Source organism: Actinokineospora cianjurensis, assembly GCF_003663795.1.
Lineage (GTDB): Bacteria > Actinomycetota > Actinomycetes > Mycobacteriales > Pseudonocardiaceae > Actinokineospora > Actinokineospora terrae.
The window spans coordinates 214,165-233,212 of record NZ_RCDD01000005.1 but is presented as its reverse complement, the minus strand read 5'-3'; the positions used below and the strand labels follow the sequence as shown (position 1 = coordinate 233,212).

The 19,048-nt window shown below is 71.2% G+C and carries 18 protein-coding genes; 15 read left to right on the top strand and 3 right to left on the bottom strand.

Annotated features, from left to right (window positions below; all coding sequences use genetic code 11):
* Positions 1–42 precede the first annotated feature (42 nt).
* From CLV68_RS26400 to CLV68_RS26370, 7 genes are all read left to right on the top strand, one after another.
* A complete protein-coding gene (locus tag CLV68_RS26400; RefSeq protein WP_121393597.1) occupies positions 43–1,176 on the top strand; it encodes a class I SAM-dependent methyltransferase in 1,134 nt (377 codons plus the stop codon).
* Positions 1,177–2,595, top strand: a complete 1,419-nt coding sequence (locus tag CLV68_RS26395; protein ID WP_121393596.1) for an iron-containing redox enzyme family protein — start codon at positions 1,177–1,179, stop codon at positions 2,593–2,595. It begins immediately after the preceding gene.
* Positions 2,583–2,930: a Rieske (2Fe-2S) protein gene (locus tag CLV68_RS26390; protein ID WP_121393595.1), complete on the top strand. Its 348-nt coding sequence runs from the start codon at positions 2,583–2,585 to the stop codon at positions 2,928–2,930. Before CLV68_RS26395 ends, CLV68_RS26390 begins: the two co-directional genes overlap by 13 nt.
* A gap of 126 nt (positions 2,931–3,056) precedes the next feature.
* Positions 3,057–4,043 carry an alpha/beta hydrolase gene (locus CLV68_RS26385; RefSeq protein WP_121393594.1) on the top strand — a complete coding sequence of 329 codons (987 nt, stop codon included), beginning with the start codon at positions 3,057–3,059 and terminating at the stop codon, positions 4,041–4,043.
* Positions 4,036–5,307 carry an ATP-grasp domain-containing protein gene (locus CLV68_RS26380; RefSeq protein ID WP_121393593.1) on the top strand — a complete coding sequence of 424 codons (1,272 nt, stop codon included), beginning with the start codon at positions 4,036–4,038 and terminating at the stop codon, positions 5,305–5,307. Before CLV68_RS26385 ends, CLV68_RS26380 begins: the two co-directional genes overlap by 8 nt.
* Before the next feature lie 8 nt (positions 5,308–5,315).
* Positions 5,316–5,927, top strand: a complete 612-nt coding sequence (locus CLV68_RS26375) for a LysE family translocator (RefSeq protein WP_121393592.1) — start codon at positions 5,316–5,318, stop codon at positions 5,925–5,927.
* Positions 5,928–6,376: 449 nt separating this feature from the next.
* A complete protein-coding gene (locus CLV68_RS26370) occupies positions 6,377–6,835 on the top strand; it encodes a carboxymuconolactone decarboxylase family protein (protein WP_121393591.1) in 459 nt (152 codons plus the stop codon).
* Positions 6,836–6,895: 60 nt separating this feature from the next.
* On the opposite strand, the gene CLV68_RS26365 is transcribed toward CLV68_RS26370, so the two are convergent.
* Positions 6,896–7,525, bottom strand: a complete 630-nt coding sequence (locus tag CLV68_RS26365; protein ID WP_147460175.1) for a helix-turn-helix transcriptional regulator — start codon at positions 7,523–7,525, stop codon at positions 6,896–6,898.
* A 451-nt stretch (positions 7,526–7,976) separates the two neighbouring features.
* On the opposite strand from CLV68_RS26365, the gene CLV68_RS26360 reads away from it, so the two are divergent.
* Complete coding sequence (locus tag CLV68_RS26360; RefSeq protein WP_121393589.1) at positions 7,977–8,591, top strand: DUF4230 domain-containing protein; 615 nt, start codon at positions 7,977–7,979, stop codon at positions 8,589–8,591.
* A gap of 60 nt (positions 8,592–8,651) precedes the next feature.
* On the opposite strand, the gene CLV68_RS26355 is transcribed toward CLV68_RS26360, so the two are convergent.
* Entirely contained in the window at positions 8,652–9,851 is a 1,200-nt protein-coding gene (locus tag CLV68_RS26355) for an esterase-like activity of phytase family protein (protein ID WP_121393588.1), read from the bottom strand.
* 98 nt (positions 9,852–9,949) lie between these two features.
* Positions 9,950–10,699, bottom strand: coding sequence for an SDR family NAD(P)-dependent oxidoreductase (locus CLV68_RS26350; protein WP_121393587.1), 750 nt, complete (start codon positions 10,697–10,699; stop codon positions 9,950–9,952).
* Between the two features lie 102 nt (positions 10,700–10,801).
* Between CLV68_RS26350 and CLV68_RS26345 the strand changes: the two genes are divergently transcribed.
* The 7 genes from CLV68_RS26345 to CLV68_RS26315 all read left to right on the top strand — a co-directional run bounded on the left by CLV68_RS26345 (position 10,802) and on the right by CLV68_RS26315 (position 19,041).
* Entirely contained in the window at positions 10,802–11,392 is a 591-nt protein-coding gene (locus CLV68_RS26345) for a TetR/AcrR family transcriptional regulator (RefSeq protein WP_121393586.1), read from the top strand.
* Between the two features lie 267 nt (positions 11,393–11,659).
* Complete coding sequence (locus CLV68_RS26340; protein ID WP_121393741.1) at positions 11,660–13,243, top strand: ABC transporter substrate-binding protein; 1,584 nt, start codon at positions 11,660–11,662, stop codon at positions 13,241–13,243.
* Complete coding sequence (locus tag CLV68_RS26335; RefSeq protein ID WP_121393585.1) at positions 13,240–14,202, top strand: ABC transporter permease; 963 nt, start codon at positions 13,240–13,242, stop codon at positions 14,200–14,202. The genes CLV68_RS26340 and CLV68_RS26335 overlap by 4 nt, the downstream gene beginning before the upstream one ends.
* Positions 14,195–15,043 (top strand): ABC transporter permease, encoded by an 849-nt coding sequence (locus CLV68_RS26330; RefSeq protein ID WP_170224592.1) that lies wholly within the window; start codon positions 14,195–14,197, stop codon positions 15,041–15,043. The genes CLV68_RS26335 and CLV68_RS26330 overlap by 8 nt, the downstream gene beginning before the upstream one ends.
* The gene (locus CLV68_RS26325) at positions 15,040–16,635 is read left to right on the top strand and encodes a dipeptide ABC transporter ATP-binding protein (RefSeq protein WP_121393583.1); all 1,596 of its coding nucleotides are present in this window, start codon (positions 15,040–15,042) and stop codon (positions 16,633–16,635) included. The genes CLV68_RS26330 and CLV68_RS26325 overlap by 4 nt, the downstream gene beginning before the upstream one ends.
* Before the next feature lie 55 nt (positions 16,636–16,690).
* Entirely contained in the window at positions 16,691–17,992 is a 1,302-nt protein-coding gene (locus CLV68_RS26320) for a hypothetical protein (protein ID WP_147460174.1), read from the top strand.
* A complete protein-coding gene (locus CLV68_RS26315; RefSeq protein ID WP_121393581.1) occupies positions 17,992–19,041 on the top strand; it encodes a transporter substrate-binding domain-containing protein in 1,050 nt (349 codons plus the stop codon). Before CLV68_RS26320 ends, CLV68_RS26315 begins: the two co-directional genes overlap by 1 nt.
* Positions 19,042–19,048 lie beyond the last annotated feature (7 nt).

The following is a 19,048-nucleotide window of genomic DNA, read 5'->3' as shown; positions in this document are numbered from 1 at the left end:
CTGGATCTCGGGTAGTCAATCAATTAATGGCGGGGATGTCTGATGAATTCGCCTCCAGTCAGCCGATTACCAGAAGAAGGTGTCGGCACAACCCTCGAGAAACCCGCGAACGCGGTACAGGACCGTCCGGCGGCCGAACAGGACGTGAGCCGGGTGCTGGCCGCCGCGGCGGTCCGGGTGGCGCTCGACCAGGCCACCGAGTCGGTGACCACGGCGCGCACCCTGCTGCCGGGGACCCCCGCGAGCACCGAGGTCACCGAGGCGCTGCTCGGCGCGGCGATCCGGTCGGTGCCGCGCTGGCACTTCGCGATGCTCAACGACCTGGAGCGCAACGACGCGTTCGCCGTCGCGCTGGAGCGGGTCGTGCCGCCCGGCGCGCACGTGCTCGACATCGGCTCCGGCACCGGACTGCTGGCGATGATGGCGGTCAAGGCGGGCGCGGGCTCGGTCACCACCTGCGAGCAGAACCCGGTGCTCGCCGCGGTCGCCGAGCAGATCATCGCCGCGCACGGCCTGGCCGAGGTGATCACCGTGGTGCCCAAGCTGTCCACCGACCTGGTCGTCGGGGTCGACCTGCCGCGCCGGGCGGACGTGATCGTGTCCGAGATCGTCGACTGCGGCCTGGTCGGCGAGGGCGTGCTGCCGACCGTGCGGCACGCGCGCGAGCACCTCCTCGAGCCGGGCGGGGTGCTGCTCCCGGACTCCGCCGTGCTCCACGGCGCGCTGCTCGACAGCCAGGCCGTCGACGGCCTCAACCGCGTGCAGTCCGCCGCGGGGCTCGACGTGCGGCTGCTCAACGCCCTGTCCACCCGGGGCCACTTCCCGGTCCGGCTGCCCACCTGGCCGCACCGGCTGATCTCCGCCGAGACCGAGATCGCCCGGTTCGACTTCGCCGCGGACGCGCTGCTCGACGAGTCGGTCGAGGTGGGCTTCGACGTCGCCGACGCGGGCACCGCGCACGGCCTGGCGGTGTGGTTCGACCTGCGCCTCGGCGGCGGCATCGCGCTGCGCAACGCCCCGGACAACCTCGCCTCGCACTGGATGCAGGCGTTCGTGCCCTTCGCCGAACCCCGCCAGCACGCCGCCGGTGAGCGGGTCCGGATCGCTTTCTCCTGGACGGGCGGCAGGCTTTCCGCCCGACAACTCGACTTCGCGAGCGCGGTGGAAGGAATATAAGTGAACTTCGTCCCGAACCACACCCCTTTCGAGTTATCCGCCGAGCAGCTGACCGAGTTGACCCTGGACTACGCGAGCAACTCCATCTACCTCGACAACGAGGAATGGGAGAATTCCGACAACCCGTACCGCAGGCAGTTGCGGCCGCAGATCATCAAGCACCTGGACTTCGGCGAGCCGCTCGGCGTCGACCAGGTCCTGGAGTACTCGGCGCTGGCGGCGAACCGGCTGCTGGCCGCGATCTACGAGACGGACCTGGTGTTCCTGCCCAAGAAGGGGTTCACCGAGGAGTCCTACGCGGACTTCCGCAAGTACTACAGCGCCACCAACCGGGCCCGCGGCGAGATGATCCGCCCGTCGTTGGAGCGGCACGTGTTCGGCTTCCTGGACGACGAGGTCGAGGTCAGCGGTGCGTGGACGAAGGAGAGCCTGGCCGCGTACCTGGGCAAGCTGGCCGACGAGCCGCAGACCGCGTCGGCGAGCGAGCAGGCGATCCGCGAGTCCAGCGACCCCAAGCGGGCCGCCCGCAACTGGCTGATCCAGTTCGCGCCGGACTTCCTGTCCGAGGCGTCGCCGATGATCCGCAACGTGCTGGGCTACTACGGCCCGGTGCAGTCGGAGTGGTTCAAGGTGATCATCGACGAGTACGGCTACGGCGTGCACGAGACCAAGCACAGCACCCTGTTCGAGGACACCCTGACCTCGGTCGGCCTCGGCACGGACGTGCACCGCTACTGGCAGTACTACCTGACCAGCAGCCTGATGCTGAGCAACTACTTCCACTACCTCGGCAAGAACCACGAGCACTTCTTCCGCTACCTCGGCGCGCTGTACTACACCGAGACGACGCTGGTGCCGTGGTGCCAGCGGGCCGCCGACCTGCTGACCGAGGTGTTCGACGGCGAGGCCGACGTCCGGTACTTCACCGAGCACGTGCACATCGACACCCACCACGGCCGGATGGCGCTGGAGAAGCTGATCCTGCCCATCGTGGACTACTGCGGCGAGTCGGTGATCCCGGAGATCGTGCGCGGCTTCGAGGAGTTCCAGGTGGTCAACCGGATCGCCGACGAGGACTTCGCCGCGCAGGTCGCCTGGATGGACGCGGGCCCGCGCAACAAGGAGCTGCACGAGCCGGTGTGGGGCAAGGTCGAGGCGGGCGAGGTGACCGCGCCGGTCGCGCACATCGTGGAGCCGCACGGCGAGCTGTCCAACACCCACCAGCACGACGGCGACGAGCTGTGCCACATCGTCTCCGGCACGATGAGGTTCGTCAGCGGCTACGACTCGCACCAGATCCTGGAGGCTGGCCAGGGCACGGTGATCTGGCGCAACCGGCTGCACGGCGCGATCATCGAGTCCGACGAGTGCGTGTACGAGATCCACTCGGTGGGTGACTACCGCGCATGCTTGTCCTGACCTTCGCCGCCTCAGGGGTGGGCAACTGCGCCGAGGTCGGCGGCGTGCCCTACGTGTACGCGCGCACCGGCCGGGGCGCCTTCATCACGGCCGCGCGGTGTTCGCACCGGGGTGGCCCGCTGCACCTGGCCACCATCGACGCGAGCGGCAACCGGCTGCTGTGCCCGTGGCACGACCAACCGACGTCGATGACCAGGCTGCTGCGCAAGGGGATCCCCGCCGTCCGCAGCGGCAACCGGGTCACCGCCGTGTTCCCGGTGGCCGCCGACACCGAGGTCGGCACCAGCCACCGCCCGCTGTCCCCCGACCTGTGCGGCGCGCGCCGCGCGGGCTGACTGCAACACCGCGGGGCGGTCCGGTGTTCTCCACCGTGGGAGCACCGGGCCGACCCGGCCCACCAGGCATTACCCGCTCCACCGAGGCACCCGTTCCACCCCAGGTACAGCACGAGAGGCGCGGACATGTCGTACGCAGTGGGCATCAAGGAGTTCGTGGACACGGTGAACGCCGCGCTGCCCCCGGACTACTACACCTACCCGGTCGAGCGGCAGCGCGAGCTCTACGACTCGCTGACCGAGGCACTGCCGATCCCCGTCCCCGACTCCGTGACCTGGCGCGATGTCACCGCCGAGCACGAGGGTCGCAGTGTCCGGTTGCGCGTCTACGAGCCCGCCACGGCCTCCGGTCCGGGGGTCGTGTTCTACGTGCGCGGCGGCGGGTTCGTCATCGGCTCGCTGCACAGCCACCACAGCCTGGTCGCCGAGATCGCCGACCGCACCGGCCTGGTGACCATCGCCATCGACTTCGGGATGGCCCCGGAGAACCCGGCGCCCGGCCCGGTGGAGGACTGCTACGCCGGGGTCAGCGCGGTGCTGGCCGACCCGGCGGCGTTCGGGCTGTCCATCGACACCTCGGCGGCCGTGGTGGCCGGTGAGAGCTCCGGGGCGAACATGGCCGTGGTGCTGTCCATGCTGGCCCGCGACCGCGGCGGCCCCGTGCTGCGCGGGCAGGCGCTGATCAGCCCGGTGCTGGACTTCACCCGCTGGCGGCACGGCGGCGAGGACGCGCCGCTGCTGTCCGGCGGGGAGATGGAGTACTTCGTGGCCTGCTACTGCCCCGAGGTGGACCAGGCCGCCGACCAGTACGTCTCGCCGTTGCTCGGCGGGAGGTTCCACGGCCTGCCGCCCGCCTACGTGGTCGGCTGCGAGAAGGACTCGTTGCGGGTCGACGCCGAGAAGTACGTGGACCTGCTGGGGCAGAACGACACGCCCGTCCGGTACGTCCTGGAGGCGGGGATGGTGCACGCGCCGGTCCGCGCCAGGGGGGTCAGCGAGCCCGCCGCCGACATGGTCCGCCGGTTCTGCGCCGCCGTGGTGACCCTGGCCGGGGGCGAGGACATCACCATCACAGACAGCACCGTCGCCGACGCGGAGGCCGCCGGTGTCTGAGCCGACTGGACCGGCGGTCATCGTCGACCCGTACTCCTCGGGCGCCCTGTTCGCCGCCGCGCTGGCCGAGCGCGGGATCGAGGTCGTCGCGGTGCTCAGCTCCGAGCAGCCGCCGGAGGCGTACGCGTCCTCGTACCAACCAGCCGACTACACCGACCCGATCGTCTACCGCGGCGACCTCACCGAGGTGGCGGACCGGCTGCGCGCGCTGGACCCGCGGTGCGTGCTGGCCGGGTGCGAGTCCGGGGTGGAGCTGGCCGAACGGCTGGCGCCGCTGGTGGCGCCCGCGCGGTCGAACGTGCCCGGGCTGGCCGACGCGCGCCGGGACAAGTGGGCGATGGCCGCCGCGGTCGCCGCCGCCGGTCTGCCGACGATCCCGCAGATCTGCACCGCCGACGTCGACGAGGTGCGCGAGTGGCTGGTCCGCTCCGGGCTGGTCGGGGCGGACCTGGTGATCAAGCCGCCGAAGAGCGCGTCGACCGACGGCGTGGTGAAGGTGACCGGCGGGGTCGGGTGGGCCGGGGTGTTCGCGGCGAACCTGGGGCGGGTCAACCAGTTCGGCGAGGTGGACGACCGGTTGCTGGTGCAGCAGTACGTCACCGGCACCGAGTACGTCATCGACACGTTCAGCCAGGACGGGGTGCACGCGCTGGTCGACGTGTGCCGCTACCACAAGGTGGACAACGGGCCGTACATGGCGGTGTACGACACGATGCGCTGGCTGCCGGAGACCGACCCGGCGATCCCGGTGCTGCTGGCCTACGCCAGGGCGGTGCTCGACGCGGTCGGCGTCCGCTACGGCGCGGCGCACGTGGAGATCATGCACACCGCGGACGGCCCGCTGCTGATCGAGCTCGGCGCCCGCCCGCACGGCGGCGGGCAGCCCAGGTTCAACCGGGTGGCCACCGGCGACAGCCAGATCGACCGCACGGTCCGCAGCCTGGCCGGTGAACCGGTGTCGGCGGACTACCACCTGGTGCGGCACCAGACCTGCGTGTTCCACATCGCGCCCGCCTCCGGCGTGGTGCACGGGGTGTCGGCGCTGGCGAAGGTGCGGGACCTGGCCAGCCACCACTTCTCCACCCAGAACCTGACCGAGGGCGGCCCGGTGCAGGCGACCAGGAACCTGGTGGACAGCCTGGAGTTCGGCTTCGCGATCCTCTCGCACCCCGACGCCGCCCAGGTCGACGCCGACTACCGGGTGATCCGCGACCTCGAGCGCTCGCTGGTGATCACCGACGACCAGCCTGCCCCGATCGGCTGAGCGGGGCCGTGGTCAGCACGACGTTCGTGGTCAGCTCGCTGCTGGTGATCATGACCCCCGGCCCCGACCTGGCCCTGCTGACCCGGCTCCTGCTCACCCACCGCCGGCCCCACCCCGCGGTGGCCGCCGCACTCGGCATGGTCACCGCGGGGGCGGCCCACCTGGTGGTGGGCTCCCTCGGCCTCGCCGCCCTGCTGGCCACCAGACCCGGGCTGTACCGGGGTTTCTGCGTGGCGGGGGCGGTGGTCCTGCTGGTGATGGCGGCATTGGCACTGCGCTCGGCGTTGTCGCCAGCGGCTCCGGGCGGGGTCGTCGCGTCGCCTCCCGCTGGACGCGCGTACTTGCAGGGGTTCTTGTGCACGGGGACGAACCCGAAGGTGGGCTTGTTCCTGATGGCCTTCCTACCGCAGTTCATCCCCGCCGGGTCGGACCCGATCGCCGGGTTGACGCCGCTTGCCGTGGTCTACCTGGGGCTGGTCATGCTGTGGCTCTTGGTGTGGATCACCTTGGTGCGCAGGCTGTCGGCACTGCTGCACACGCCGCTCGCACTCCGGGTGACCGACGGCGTGGTGGCGGTGGTGTTCACGGTGTTCGCCGTGCGCACCTTGCTCACCACCTGATCGGGGTCGCTGCCACCCGGGTGGCGGGCAGGCGAACGCGGGGCGGCTCGACACCGCCGACCGTCGCGGCGGCTGGTCGGCGACATCGCGCCGGGCAGGCGGGCCGGGATCGAGCCGCACAGCGAGTCGGCTCGACGACAACCGCGTCCGCCGCCGCGCCTGATCGACATCGAGCCCGGTGGATGGCTGCCCGTTTCACGGGAGGTCGGGGTGTGGATCACCAGCTTCGCGCGAACAGGTGCCTGGTGGATCGACATCGGTTCGCCTGGGGCCGTGGAGGTCCGCCACCGGCGCGATGGTTCTTCGCTGCCACGCTCGCAGCGGTGAGGATCGTTCGACTCCCACTGGCGCGGTGTGTTGGAGCAGGCCGGTGTTGACCACCTGATCGGGGTCAATGCCACCCGGGTGGCGGGCAGGTTTCGGGGGTTGGGGTCCGGTAGGTTCCGGCCATGAGCGAGGGACGGGTCGACCTGGCGGCGGCGTGGCCGGAGGGGTATCGCGCGCTGCTGGGGCTGCACATGGCCGTCGTGGAGTCCGGGCTGGATCCGACGATCATCCAGCTGGTCTTCACGCGCGGGTCGCAGGTCAACGGGTGCGCGTTCTGCCTGGACATGCACTCCCTCGACGCGTTGGCCGCCGGGGAGACGACGCAGCGGTTGTTGTTGCTGGGTGCGTGGCGGGAGACCGGGCTCTACACCGAGCAGGAACGGGCCGCGCTCGCGTTGACCGAGGCGATCACCGATGTCATCGGCAGCCACGTGCCCGACGACGTCTACGCCGAGGCGGCCAGGGTGTTCGACGAGGCGACGCTGGCCAAGGTGGTGATGGCGGCGACCCTGATCAACACCTGGAACCGGCTCGGGATCACCCAGCGCAAGCACGCGGGCCACTACCAGCCCCGCGGCTGACCGGTCCGATGTAGACACTGTGGACACCCAAGGGGGTCCACATGCCCGGGTGGCAAGCCCTTACACGAGGCCGCGTTCACGGGCCAGGACGCCCGCCTGGAAGCGGGAGTCGGCGCCGAGGGTGCGCATGATGGTGGCCACGTGCCTGCGGTAGGTGCGCACCGAGACGCCCAGTTTGCGGGCGGCGGTGTCGTCGGTGTGGCCCCGGCCGAGCAGGGTCAGGATGTCGCGGTGGAGTTGGACGCAGGCCAGCGGGACCCGGCTCGCGGCGATGGCGGCCTGCCAGCCCGCGGTGAACAGTTCGCGCGCGGCGGAGACGACGCCGCTGTGGCGCAGCACCGCGGCGGGGGTGTCGTCGGTCAGGCCGGGCGGGAAGACCGCGACCCGGTGATCGACGATGATCGCGTCCGGCGTCCCCCTCGGCACGTACTGGACCTCGATGCCGCGCCGCGCCGCGTCGGCCAGTTCGGCGGCGGCGTAGGTGTTGTCCCTGGCGCACAGGACCTGGACCACCACCCCGCGGCAGGCGACCTCGGCCAGCAGCGCGACGGTGGCGCGCGGGGTCAGCGGGAGCACCCCGTCGCGCCAGACGACGGCGACGTGGTGGCGGGCGGCCCGGACCACGTCCTCGGCCCGCTCGCCCGCGGCGGGTAACCCGCCGAGTCGGCGCGACAACATCCCACTAGTCATCAATCCCCCAGTTGAAGACCCGTGCCGGAACCGCGGTGAAACGGATGTGCGCGCGATCGTGCGGACACCCCCCGAAACCCATGGTGGCACGGTCGCACACCGGGGGTCAACGACATCCGGGAATTGCCGAGAAGACCGCGGAAATCACCCATTCCCAGCAATTCACAACCCCCTGAACTGGGCAAACGCCACCCGCTGGACCGAGGACCGGACTTGGTCGCCCGCGTGGCGAACATCGCCGCAAAACCCCCGAACGGGCGTTGCCCGCCGTAACCGATCACTGCCCGCACACACCCGCACGCCGCGGATTTCCCGGCAGCCGCGAGTCCCGAGTGGCATCAGGGAAATACCGCCGCCGCCAAATCACCCGATCGGAGTAATATCGTCGCTGCTGGTTCAGCGGCGGCCCCAGGTGGCACTTGGTGGGTGATACCGAGTGGGGTGATGGCAGGTGCGCAAGAAGTGGATCGGCAGCGTTGCCGTGATCGTGCTGGTCGTGGCGGCGGGCGCGGTGGGCATCGGGGCGGCGGGCTGGTTCAAGCCCGGCACCGACACCGTGGACCGCAGCCAACCCGCCGTGCTGCAGGCCGTGCGCGACCTCAGCGAGTACCACGCGGCCGCCGGTGACTACCAGGTCGTGGTCGACATCGAGAAGGACGTCAAGTACGTCCCGGCCGAGATCGCGGGTGAACGCACGCTGTTTGTCGCGGCGGGCAGCGTCGACGCGTTCGTCGACTTCCGCGGTCTGGCCGACAACGCTCTTACCGTCGACCAGCAGGCCAAGACGGTGCAGTTGCGGCTACCGAAGGCGCAGCTCAGCAAGCCGAACCTGGACAACGAACGCAGCTACCTCTACCGCCAGGATCGCGGCCTGTTCGACCAACTCAGTGCGCTGGTGAGCGCTCCTCAGGACCAACGGGAGTTCTACGTCGCCGCGGAGCAGCGCATCAGCGAGGCCGCGCAGAAGTCAGGTCTGACGCAGCGCGCGGAGAAGAACACGCTCGCCATGCTGACCGGCATGTTCACCGCTTTGGGCTACCGGGTCGTCCAGGCCCAGCAGCCCTAGGCCGAGGCGCACGGCCCCCGGTAGTACCTGGCCGGGGGCCGTGCGCTTCGTGCGGTCGGGTCAGCGCAAGACCCGCGGGTCGGCGTTCAGGCGGTCGGTGAGCCGCACGGTGATGAACTCGTTGTTGTCCGGCTTGCCGGGGGTGCGCCCGGAGGAGAACGGGAAGTTGTTGTCGTTGAGCACGGCCAGCGTGCGGTCGTCGAGGATGACGACGTCCTCGATGGTCTGGAACGGGAAGGTGAACGGGTCGGCGAAGCCGCCGACGTGCCGGGGGTTGGCCAGGTTCAGCAGGTCGGCGACCAGGACCTTGTCGAGCTTGCCGTCGTGGTCGCGGTCGCGCTTGTCCAGCAGGTAGATCTTCTTGACCTTGGCGTCGACGCCCTGGCCGCCGTCGCGCTCGATGACCAGGAACCGGTCCCGGTCGACCGCGGTGAGGTCGCCGATGGCGTGGTTGGGCTGGTCGAGCTGGTAGACCCACCGCTTGCCGGTGTAGGCGCCGGAGGCGAGGTCGAACTCGTTGAGCCGCAACGTGCCCGCGGCGTCACCGGCGACGGTGCCCTCCAGCAGCCCGTAGAGGGTGCGCCGGTCCGGGGAGATCGCCAGGCCCTCGTAGCCCTTGCTGCCGCCCAGGTTGGGCGTCCCGGCGGGGTTCTCGGGGGCGAACACGCCGGGCAGCGGCACCGGCGCGGTCAGCAGCCGCCCCGCACGGTCGAAGTGCAGCAGGTACGGGCCGAACTCGTCGCCGATCCAGTACGTCCCGTCGGCGGCGCGCACGATCGACTCGACGTCGAAGTCGGAGCCGGTGAGCACCCGGTCTGGCCGGGTCAGCGGGAACGGCACCTTGCGGTTCGGGTCGGTCAGGTTGACCCCGCCGAGCACGTCCACCGCGCCCTGGCGGAGGTCGGGGGCGATCCGGTGGATCCGCAGCACGAAGTCGCCGCTGTTGGCCTTGTTGCCGTACCCGTTGTCCGACAACACCTCGAAGGTGCCGTCGCCGTTGCGCACGATCCCGCTGAAGCCCTGCACCGGCTGGTCGGCGAACGGCGGCACGATCCCGTTGACCGGGGTGGTGCCCAGCGCCGCGCCCGACGGGTCGCTGGCCGAGACGAAGGTCTCCGCCGGAAGTGCGGCGAACGCGGTGAGCGCCGCCTGGCCGAACCCGCGGCCGTGCTCCGGCGTCGCCGAGCTCGGCACGCCCGCGAGCACACCCGCGGCGAGCACGGTGGCACCGATCGCCCCGTACGCCACTGTTCTGCGCATAGCCCCTCCTTCTCCCGTGTCCCCGATCCGGGCAGAAAGCTATGCACCCCAGGTGAACGCCGCGTGGCCGTGGCGCTCACGGCGCGGAACGCCGCTGGTCAGGTGTTCTGACCGCCGTCGACGGTCAGCACGGTCCCGGTGATGTGCGCGCCACCGGGACCGGCCAGGTGGACCACGGTCGCGGCCACGTCGTCGGCGGTCCCGTAGTGCCCGAGCGCGCTGGTGCCGAGCTGGGCCGCGGCGCCGGGGCCGTCCGCCGGGTTCATGTCGGTGTCGGTCGACCCGGGCTGCACCAGGTTCGCGGTGATGCGCCGGGGGCCGAGGTCTCGGGCGAGGCCCCTGGTGAAGCCGACCAGCGCGGACTTGCTCATCGTGTAGAGCGCCAGGCCGGGGCTGGACACCCGGTCGGCGAGGTTGCTGCCGATGGTGATCACCCGGCCGCCGTCGCGCATCACCCCGAGCGCGGCGCGCGTGCCGGTGAACACGGCGCGGATGTTGACATCGATGATGTCGTCGACGTCCTCGTCACCGGTGTCGGCGACCGGGCCGTAGCGGGCGATGCCCGCGTTGTTGACCAGCACGTCCAGTCCGCCCAGCTCGGCGGCCGCCACGCGCACGGCGGCGTCCACCGCGCCGCGCTCGGTCGCGGGCGCCCGCACGGCGACCGAGCGCACCCCCAGCGCGGTCAGCTCGGCGACCACGTCGGTCGCCAGGTCGGCGGCGGTGTTGTACGTGATCGCGACATCGGCCCCGGCCCGGCCGAGGTGCCGCGCGATCGCCGCGCCGATCCCCCTGCTGCCGCCGGTCACCAGCGCGACCGCGCCCGCCAACTGCCCGTGCTCACCCATCGTCGTGCTCCCCCGTGGCCGTAATTCTGCATCGAACGTTGCACAATTACCCTGCCGCAGTAGCATCGGCGTTGTCAACCGCGAGCGGGTGAGGAGGCGGCGATGCCGGGACCGGGGCGACCGCGCGGGTTCGACCGGGCCGCGGCGCTGCGCACGGCGATGCGGCTGTTCTGGGAGCGCGGCTACGAGGCCGTGTCGATCGCCGACCTGACCGCGGCCATGGGCATCGGCACGCGCAGCCTCTACACCGCCTTCGGCGGCAAGGAACTGCTGTTCCGGGAGTCGGTCGAGCTCTACGACGGCCCGGACAGCCAGTTCGACCTCCGCGCCCAGCCAACGGGCTGCCAGGCCGTCGAGCGGCTGCTGCGCGCGCGGGCGGCCGCCTACGCCGACCCCGACACCCCACCCGGCTGCATGGTGGTGCTCGCGGCGACCAACACCAGTGCCGACAACGACCCGGTGCGCGCGCTGCTGGCCGACCTGCGGGCGCGGGACCGGGCGACCCTGGTGGCCAGGTTGACCGAGGCGCGGGCGGCCGGGGAGATCACCGCGGCGCCGGAAGCGGTCGCCGACTTCTACCTTTCAGTCCTTTATGGAATGTCGGTGCGGTCGCGCGACGACGCCTCCGCCGCCGAGCTGACGGCCGTGGTGGACGCGGCGATGGCGGCGTGGGACTCGGTCACCCGCAGGTAGCGGCACTGCCGATCACATGGTGGAATCACCGGTACCACGAGCTGGTACGACGCGGATCCGGGCCGCGGCAAGGGTTTTCCCGAGCACGCCGGTGAGCGCGCGGTCAAGGTCGTCGCATCGCCGCCCGCGATATGGGAGTGCCATTCAGTGGGTGGGACCGGGCCTGGGATCGCGGTTAGCGTGGCTGTGCTGATCCGCTTTTCCCCCGCTGGAGGCACACTCGTGTTCGGGAACCCCGTACGTCTCTTATCCGCCACCGGACTCGTCCTGGTTCTCGGACTGGCCGCCGCCTGCGGCACGACCAACGCCGCCGGTGGTGGCGGCGGGGGCGGTGACGCGGGGCCGCCGAAGCCGGGTGGCACGCTGCGGCTGGGCATCTCGTCCAACCCGGACTGCCTGGACCCGCAGCAGGTCGGCACGAACGCCGCGCTCAACGTGGGCCGCCAGTTGGTGGACTCGCTGACCGACCAGGACCCGACCAACGGCAAGATCACGCCGTGGCTGGCGGAGAAGTGGGAGGTCAACGCCGACTCCACCAGCTTCACCTTCACCCTGCGCAAGGGCGCCACCTTCTCCGACGGCACCCCGGTCGACGCCGCGGCGGTGAAGGGCAGCTTCGACGGCATCAAGGCGATCGGCCCGAAGGCGCAGCTGGGCAACGGGTACCTGGCCGCCTACAAGGGCGCGACGGTCGTCGACCCGAGCACCGTCCGCCTCGACTTCTCCGCCCCGAGCGCGCAGTTCCTCCAGGCCAGTTCCACGATGTCGCTCGGCGTGCTGGCGCCGTCGGCGTACCGGAAGTCGCCGGAGCAGCGCTGCCAGGGCGACGGCCTCCTCGGGTCGGGGCCGTTCGTGTTCGAGAGCTTCAAGTCCAACCAGCAGATCGTCATCACCAAGCGCAAGGGCTACGCGTGGGGTTCGCCGCTGTGGAAGCACACCGGTGAGGCGTACCTGGACAGGGTGGAGTTCCGGGTCGTGCCGGAGCCGGGTGTGCGCACCGGCAGCCTCGCCTCCGGGCAGCTCGACGCGATCACCGACGTGCAGCCGGTCGACGAGCCGCAGTTCGCGGGCAACGGGTTCACCGAGCCGGTGCGGGCCAACCCGGGCATCGTGTTCAACCTGCACGCCAACACCACCCGCGGCGTGCTGACCGACGTCAAGGTGCGCCAGGCCGTCCTCAAGGGCGTCAACCGCCGGGAGGTCACCGACACGGTGCTGACGAAGAACTACAAGCCCGCGTCCAGCATCCTCGGCTCGGCGACCCCGCTGCACCTGGACCTGTCCAAGGAGCTGGCCTACGACCCCGACGGCGCCAAGGAGCTGCTCGACGAGCAGGGCTGGGCGCCCGGTCCCGACGGCATCCGGGTCAAGGACGGCACGCGGCTGAGTGCGAGGATCGTGTTCTCGCTGGTGTTCAACCAGAACCAGAGCGTGCTCGAGCTGGTGCAGCAGCAGCTGCGCAAGATCGGGTTCGACCTGCGGATCGAGCAGCGCACGACCGCCGAGACCCAGCAGCTCACGCTGGCCGGTGACTACGACTACATCTGGTACAACACGACCCGCGCCGACGCGGACATCCTGCGGCAGCTGTACTCCACCAAGGCGGGCAACCGCAGCAAGCTCGCCGCGGGCAACCCGCTCGACGCCGCACTGGACAAGCAGGCGGCCACAGTGGACGAGGCCACCCGCAAGCCCGCGGTCGAGGAGGCGCAGCGGGTGATCATCGAGCAGGCGTACGCGGTGCCGGTGTTCGAGCTGACCCAGGTGTGGGGTCTCGGCCCCAAGACGCACGACGTGGCGTTCGAGGCGTCGTCGCGGATGCGGCTGTTCGACGCCTGGCTCGCCGGATGACGAACGGGATACCGCGCCGCCTGGCGCAGGCGGTGGTCGTGCTGTGGGCGGCGTTCACGCTGTCCTTCGTGATCCTCTACCTGCTGCCGGGCGACGCGGTCCTCGCCAAGCTCGGCGGGGGTGACGGCGGCTCGACGGTGACCGCGGCCGACGTCGCCGGCGAGCGCGCCGCCCTCGGGTTGGACGACCCGCTGGTGGTGCAGTACGGCAAGCGCCTGGTCGCCGCGGCGCGGGGCGACTTCGGGCGGTCCATCGCGACCGGCGAGGACGCGGCGACGCTGGTGCTCAACGCGTTGCCCTCCACGCTGTCGATCACCGGGCTGGGTCTGCTGTTCGCGGTCGTGTTCGGCGGCGCGATCGCGATCCTGGGCACGTACACGCGGTCGCGGTTGCTCAGCCAGTTCCTGGCGTCGTTGCCGCCGTTGGGCAACTCGTTGCCGTCGTTCTGGGTGGGGCTGGTGCTGATCCAGGTCTTCTCGTTCACCCTGGGCTGGGTGCCCGCGCTGGGCTCGGACGGGTTCTCCGCGCTGGTGCTGCCCGCGGTGACGCTGGCGCTGCCGACGGGGGCGATCATCGGTCAGGTGCTGGCCAAGAGCCTGCGCACCCAGCTCGACGAACCGTACGTGGAAGTGGTGCTGGCCAAGGGCGCGAGCCGGGCACGGGTCCACTTCGGACACGTGCTGCGCAACGCCGCGCTGCCCGCGCTGACCCTCGTCGGGGTCATCGCGGGGAACCTGCTGGCCGGGTCGGTGATCACCGAGTCGGTGTTCTCCCGCGACGGCATCGGGCGGGTCACCGCCTCGGCGGTCAGCGCGCAGGACATCCCCGTGGTGCAGGCGGTGATCGTGTTGGCCGCGCTGTTCTTCGTGGTGTTGAACCTCGCCGTCGACCTGCTCTACCCGGTGCTCGACCCCCGGCTCGCCGGTCGGGTCACGGCGAAGGCGGTGTCCAGTGCCTAGTCTCGCTCCCCCGAGAGCGCTCCGGCAGGAGTTGGGCTTCTACCTGCGGCGCCCCGGGTTGGTGCTGTCGGTCGCGGTGATCGTGTTCGTGTTGCTGTGCGCGGTGGCGCCGGAGTTGTTCACCTCGCAGGACCCGATCGCCGGTGTGCCCGCCGAGCGGTTGCGGGGCCCCTCGGCGGCACACCTGTTCGGCACCGACGAGACCGGGCGCGACGTGTTCGCCCGGGTCGCGCACGGCGCCGCTTTGTCCTTGCGGGCAACGGTCCTGTCCGTGCTGGTGTCGCTGATCGCGGGCGCCGCGTTGGGGTTGCTGGCGGGCAGCCGGGGCGGTTGGGTCGACTCGCTGGTGATGCGGGTGGTCGACGTGTTGCAGTCGGTGCCGTCGATCCTGCTGTCGCTGGCCCTGGTGACCGCGCTGGGTTTCGGTACCACCAACGTCGCGATCGCCGTGGGTGTCGCGAACCTGGCGACGTTCGCCCGGCTGATGCGCGCCGAGGTGCTGCGGGTGCGCACGGGTGTGTTCGTGGAGGCCGCGCGGGCGGCCGGGGTGCGCTGGAGCGGGGTGCTGGCCAGGCACATCCTGCCCAACTCGCTCGGGCCGGTGCTGGTGCTGGCGACGCTGACCTTCGGCACCGCGGTGCTGGAGGTGTCCGCGTTGAGCTTCCTCGGCTACGGCGCGACGCCGCCGACGCCGGAGTGGGGGTCGCTGGTGGCCGGTGGGCGCGGGTTCCTGGCCACCGCGTGGTGGATGACGACGTTCCCGGGGTTGACGGTCGCGGCCGTGGTGCTGGCCACGAACCGGGTGTCCCGGGCGCTCGACGGTGAACGGAGGCTGGGGTGAGCGCGCTGCTGGAGATCCGCGACCTGGTGGTGTCCTACCACACCCGCTCGGGGGTGGTGCCCGCCGTGCGCGGGGCCGACCTGACGGTGGCGCCGGGCGAGATCGTGGCCGTCGTCGGCGAGTCCGGGTCGGGCAAGAGCACCACCGCGCACGCCGCGATCGGGCTGTTGCCGCGCGGCGGGCGGGTCGAGTCGGGGTCGATCACCTTCGCCGGGCGGGACCTGACCGGGCTGACGGACAAGCAGTGGCAGCAGGTGCGCGGGTCCGACATCGCGTTGGTGCCGCAGGACCCGACGGTGTCGCTCGACCCGGTGCGGCGGGTCGGCGAGCAGGTCGCCGAGGTGCTGCTGGTGCACCGGTTGGCGCCGCGGCGGGCGGCGGCGGCCGAGGCGATCCGGTTGCTGCGCACGGCGGGCATCCCGGAGCCGGAGCGGCGGGCGCGGCAGTACCCGCACGAGTTGTCCGGCGGTCTGCGGCAGCGGGTGCTGATCGCGATCGCGCTGGCAGGCAGGCCGCGGCTGATCATCGCCGACGAGCCGACCAGCGCGCTGGACGTCACGGTGCAGCGCGAGATCCTGGACCACCTGGAGGGGTTGGCGGCGGAGTCGGGCACGGCGGTGCTGCTGATCACGCACGACCTGGGCATCGCGGCGGACCGCGCGGCCAGGGTCGTGGTGATGTCGCAGGGCGAGGTCGTGGAGACGGGCTCGACCAGGGAGATCCTCACCGTGCCCGCGCACGCCTACACCCGTGAGCTGTTGGCCGCGGCACCGAGCCTGTCGCGGGAACCGTTGCGGGCCAGGCTCGACGCGGGACCGGACGTGCTGCTGGCGGTCAACGGGGTCTCGAAGTCGTTCGACGGGCGCACCAGGGTGGTCGACGACGTGTCGTTCACCCTCACCCGCGGCCGGACCCTGGCGCTGGTGGGGGAATCGGGCTCCGGCAAGACGACCACGGCGCGGATGGTGGTGGGCCTGGAAACCCCCACCGACGGCACGGTGACCTTCGACGGCAACGACATCACCACCCTCGGCCGCGAGGAACTCCGACTGCTGCGCCGCCGCTTCCAGCTCGTCTACCAGAACCCTTACGCCTCACTGAACCCGCGGTTCAGCATCGAGGAGGTCGTCACCGAGCCGTTGCGCGCCTTCGGGGTCGGCTCTCCCGCCGAGCGGCGCACCAGGGCGGCGGAACTGCTCGACCAGGTGGCACTCCCGTCCTCGATGCTGGCGCGCAAGCCCGCGGAACTGTCCGGCGGTCAACGGCAACGGGCGGCGATCGCCCGGGCGCTCGCGCTGCACCCGGACCTGCTGGTGTGCGACGAACCGGTGTCGGCGCTGGACGTGTCGGTGCAGGCCCAGATCTTGCGCCTGCTCGTGCGTTTGCAAGAGGAGTTGGGGCTCACGTACTTGTTCATCACCCACGACCTGGCCGTGGTGCGCGAGATCGCCGACCACATCGCGGTGATGCGCGACGGTTCGGTGGTGGAACACGGCCCCGCGGACACGGTGCTGACCACCCCGAACGCCCAGTACACCAAGGATCTCCTGGCGGCGATCCCCGGCGCGGTGGCACCCGACCCGATCCGCTGACGTGCACCGCTCCGGCTCGCCGTAACGCGGGCGGGGCGGTGAGCGACGACCAGTGGTGATCGGCAGGGCGCGATCGGCCGCGGGCGTCGGCAACCGGAGGGGCTGGGCCGCTGCTCGGGCGGGCGCCCTCCGGTGGTTCGAGCGGACCGAGCGGCGGTTGGTTGCCGCGAGCGCGGTGCTGGCGGGTGTCGCCGTGCTGCTCGGGGTCTTGGGTGAGGCCGCCGTCCGGGAACGCGGGGCGCTGCTGGACGACGCGGTGGCGCGGCGGGGTGCGTCGACGGCGGCGGCGCTGGACGTGTACCGGGCGCTGGCGGACGCGGACGCGACCTCGCTCAACGCCGTGGTGGTCGAGGCGTACCGGGTCGGTGACGAGCGCGAGCGGTACCGGGAGGACCTGTTCGACGCCACGGACGCGTTGCGGGCGACCGCCTCGCTGGCGCCGGAGGAGAGTTCGGCGCGGCGGGTCCGCAAGCTGCTGGACCACCTCCCCGAGTACTCCCGGCTGGTCGAGGCGGGTTGGGGCAACAGCGCGCTCAACCAGCCGGTGGGGACGTCTTACCTGGGTCAAGCGTCATCGCTCGCCCGTGACGTTCTGTTGGGGGAAGCGCAAGAGCTGCACCGCGAGCAAGCGACCGCGTTGTCGAACGCGCAGCTCGCGGCCGGGCGGCATCCGTGGGAGGTGTACGCGGTTGGTGCCGTTCTCCTTGTCCTGCTGGTGTTGGCGCAGATCTACCTGGCTCGGCGGACGCGTCGTCAGCTCAACCGGGGCTTGTTGCTATCGACCGCGTTGGTGCTCACGGCGCTGATCGCGCTAGGTGTCAGCGTCAACCTTGCCGCCGGGCATGCAGCGGACAGCGTTGACGAGTTCAACGGTGTCATCGCACCGCTGGCCAAGGCGCGCAACCTGGCCAGGATCGCGGACGGGGACGAGGTGCGGATCCTGGTGTTCCCGAAGGTCGGTGACGTGGGCAGGCTGCGCGACGGCCTGGACGCGCTCGACGGCGAGATCACCGCGGCCAGGACGAGTGGCGGCGACCGGCAGCGCGTCGACAAGGCGGCCACGGCGCTGGTGTCGTGGCGCACCGCGGTGGCGCCGCTGCTCGGGAACCAGAACCCGCCGCTGACCTACCCGGAGATGTCCGGCCTGGTCATCGGCACCGCCCAGGCCGCGCACGCCCAGCGGTTCGACGAGGCGCTCACCGACGCCATCGCCTGGCACACCGCCGACGCCGCCGCGAGCACGGCGGCGGCCAAGGGGTCGCTGGCCGACACGGACCTGGTGTTCGCGGTGTGCGTCGCGCTGGCCCTGGTATCGCTGGGGTGGGGCATGTGGCCGAGGATCAGGGAGTACTACTGATGCGCGTTGTGCTGGCGGCGCTCGCCGCGGTGCTGGTCATGACCGGGTGCAGCGCTCCGGAACCGGTCGCGCAGGAGCCAAGGTCGGCGCCGGACGTTCTCCCTAACGGCTACATGTCCCCTGCCGTGCACTCGCCGCCGGTAGCCCCGTGCCCTGACCCCGGGCGCAGCCTCAACCCGGCAGGGCTGACGCGCGCGCAGACACCGACGGTGAACCGGATCCGCAACGAGGACAAGCGGCTGATGGTGGGGCTGAGCCAGACCGCGCCGCTGTTCAGCCGCCGCGACCTGGCCACCGGCGAACACACCGGGTTCGAGGTCGACATCGTGCGGCGGATAGCGCAAGAGCTGTTCGGCGAGCCTCTAAGTACTAGCGATCCACGCCTGCGGCTGGTGACCATGCCCACCGGTAGTCGCCTGTTCGCTCTCGACACGGCCAAGAACAGGGCGGTTCGCGAACGGCGACCCGAGCTGCGGGAGGTCCCTGTCGTCGACCTGGTCATCGCCGATGTCAGCATCACCTGCGAGCGGGTGGAGACCTACGGGCTGCGCTACTCCGCGCCCTACCTGACCGCCAACACCGGCCTCATGGTCCGCCGCGGCGACGAGGGCGTCCGCTCCCCCGACGACCTGGGCGGCCGCGAGGTGTGCTCCGGCGCCCAAACGACCAACAGCGACCAGATGATCGAGATCCGCGACCGGCAGCGCGCCGAGGGCAAGCCCGCGGTCATCCCGGTCGCGGTGTCCGACACCAGCGAGTGCCTGATGCTCCTGCAACGCGGCCTGGTCGACGCCATCTACACCGACATCCTCATCCTGGAGGGCTTCCGCCAGCAGGACCCGACCGCGGTCCTGCTGGACTACCGCTCTCCCAGCGCGGGCGAGGTGGGCATCGCCATCAGCGACGAGGACCAGGACCTGATCCGCTTCGTCAACGGCGTCCTGGACCGGATGCGCGCCGACGGCAGCCTCGCCGCCCTGAACGCCAAGTGGTTCGGGTCCGTCCCCAATCGCGAACCCATCCCGGCGTCGAGGTACGTGGATCCGTAGCCTGATG

Bases quoted from the DNA above. Each gene is read 5' to 3' on its own strand.
- CLV68_RS26370 (WP_121393591.1), top strand. From the start codon at position 6,377: ATGAGCGAGGGACGGGTCGACCTGGCGGCGGCGTGGCCGGAGGGGTAT.
- CLV68_RS26335 (WP_121393585.1), top strand. From the start codon at position 13,240: ATGACGAACGGGATACCGCGCCGCCTGGCGCAGGCGGTGGTCGTGCTG.
- CLV68_RS26315 (WP_121393581.1), top strand. From the start codon at position 17,992: ATGCGCGTTGTGCTGGCGGCGCTCGCCGCGGTGCTGGTCATGACCGGG.
- CLV68_RS26385 (WP_121393594.1), top strand. From the start codon at position 3,057: ATGTCGTACGCAGTGGGCATCAAGGAGTTCGTGGACACGGTGAACGCC.
- CLV68_RS26365 (WP_147460175.1), bottom strand. From the start codon at position 7,525: ATGACTAGTGGGATGTTGTCGCGCCGACTCGGCGGGTTACCCGCCGCG.
- CLV68_RS26345 (WP_121393586.1), top strand. From the start codon at position 10,802: ATGCCGGGACCGGGGCGACCGCGCGGGTTCGACCGGGCCGCGGCGCTG.
- CLV68_RS26350 (WP_121393587.1), bottom strand. From the start codon at position 10,699: ATGGGTGAGCACGGGCAGTTGGCGGGCGCGGTCGCGCTGGTGACCGGC.
- CLV68_RS26355 (WP_121393588.1), bottom strand. From the start codon at position 9,851: ATGCGCAGAACAGTGGCGTACGGGGCGATCGGTGCCACCGTGCTCGCC.
- CLV68_RS26390 (WP_121393595.1), top strand. From the start codon at position 2,583: ATGCTTGTCCTGACCTTCGCCGCCTCAGGGGTGGGCAACTGCGCCGAG.
- CLV68_RS26400 (WP_121393597.1), top strand. From the start codon at position 43: ATGAATTCGCCTCCAGTCAGCCGATTACCAGAAGAAGGTGTCGGCACA.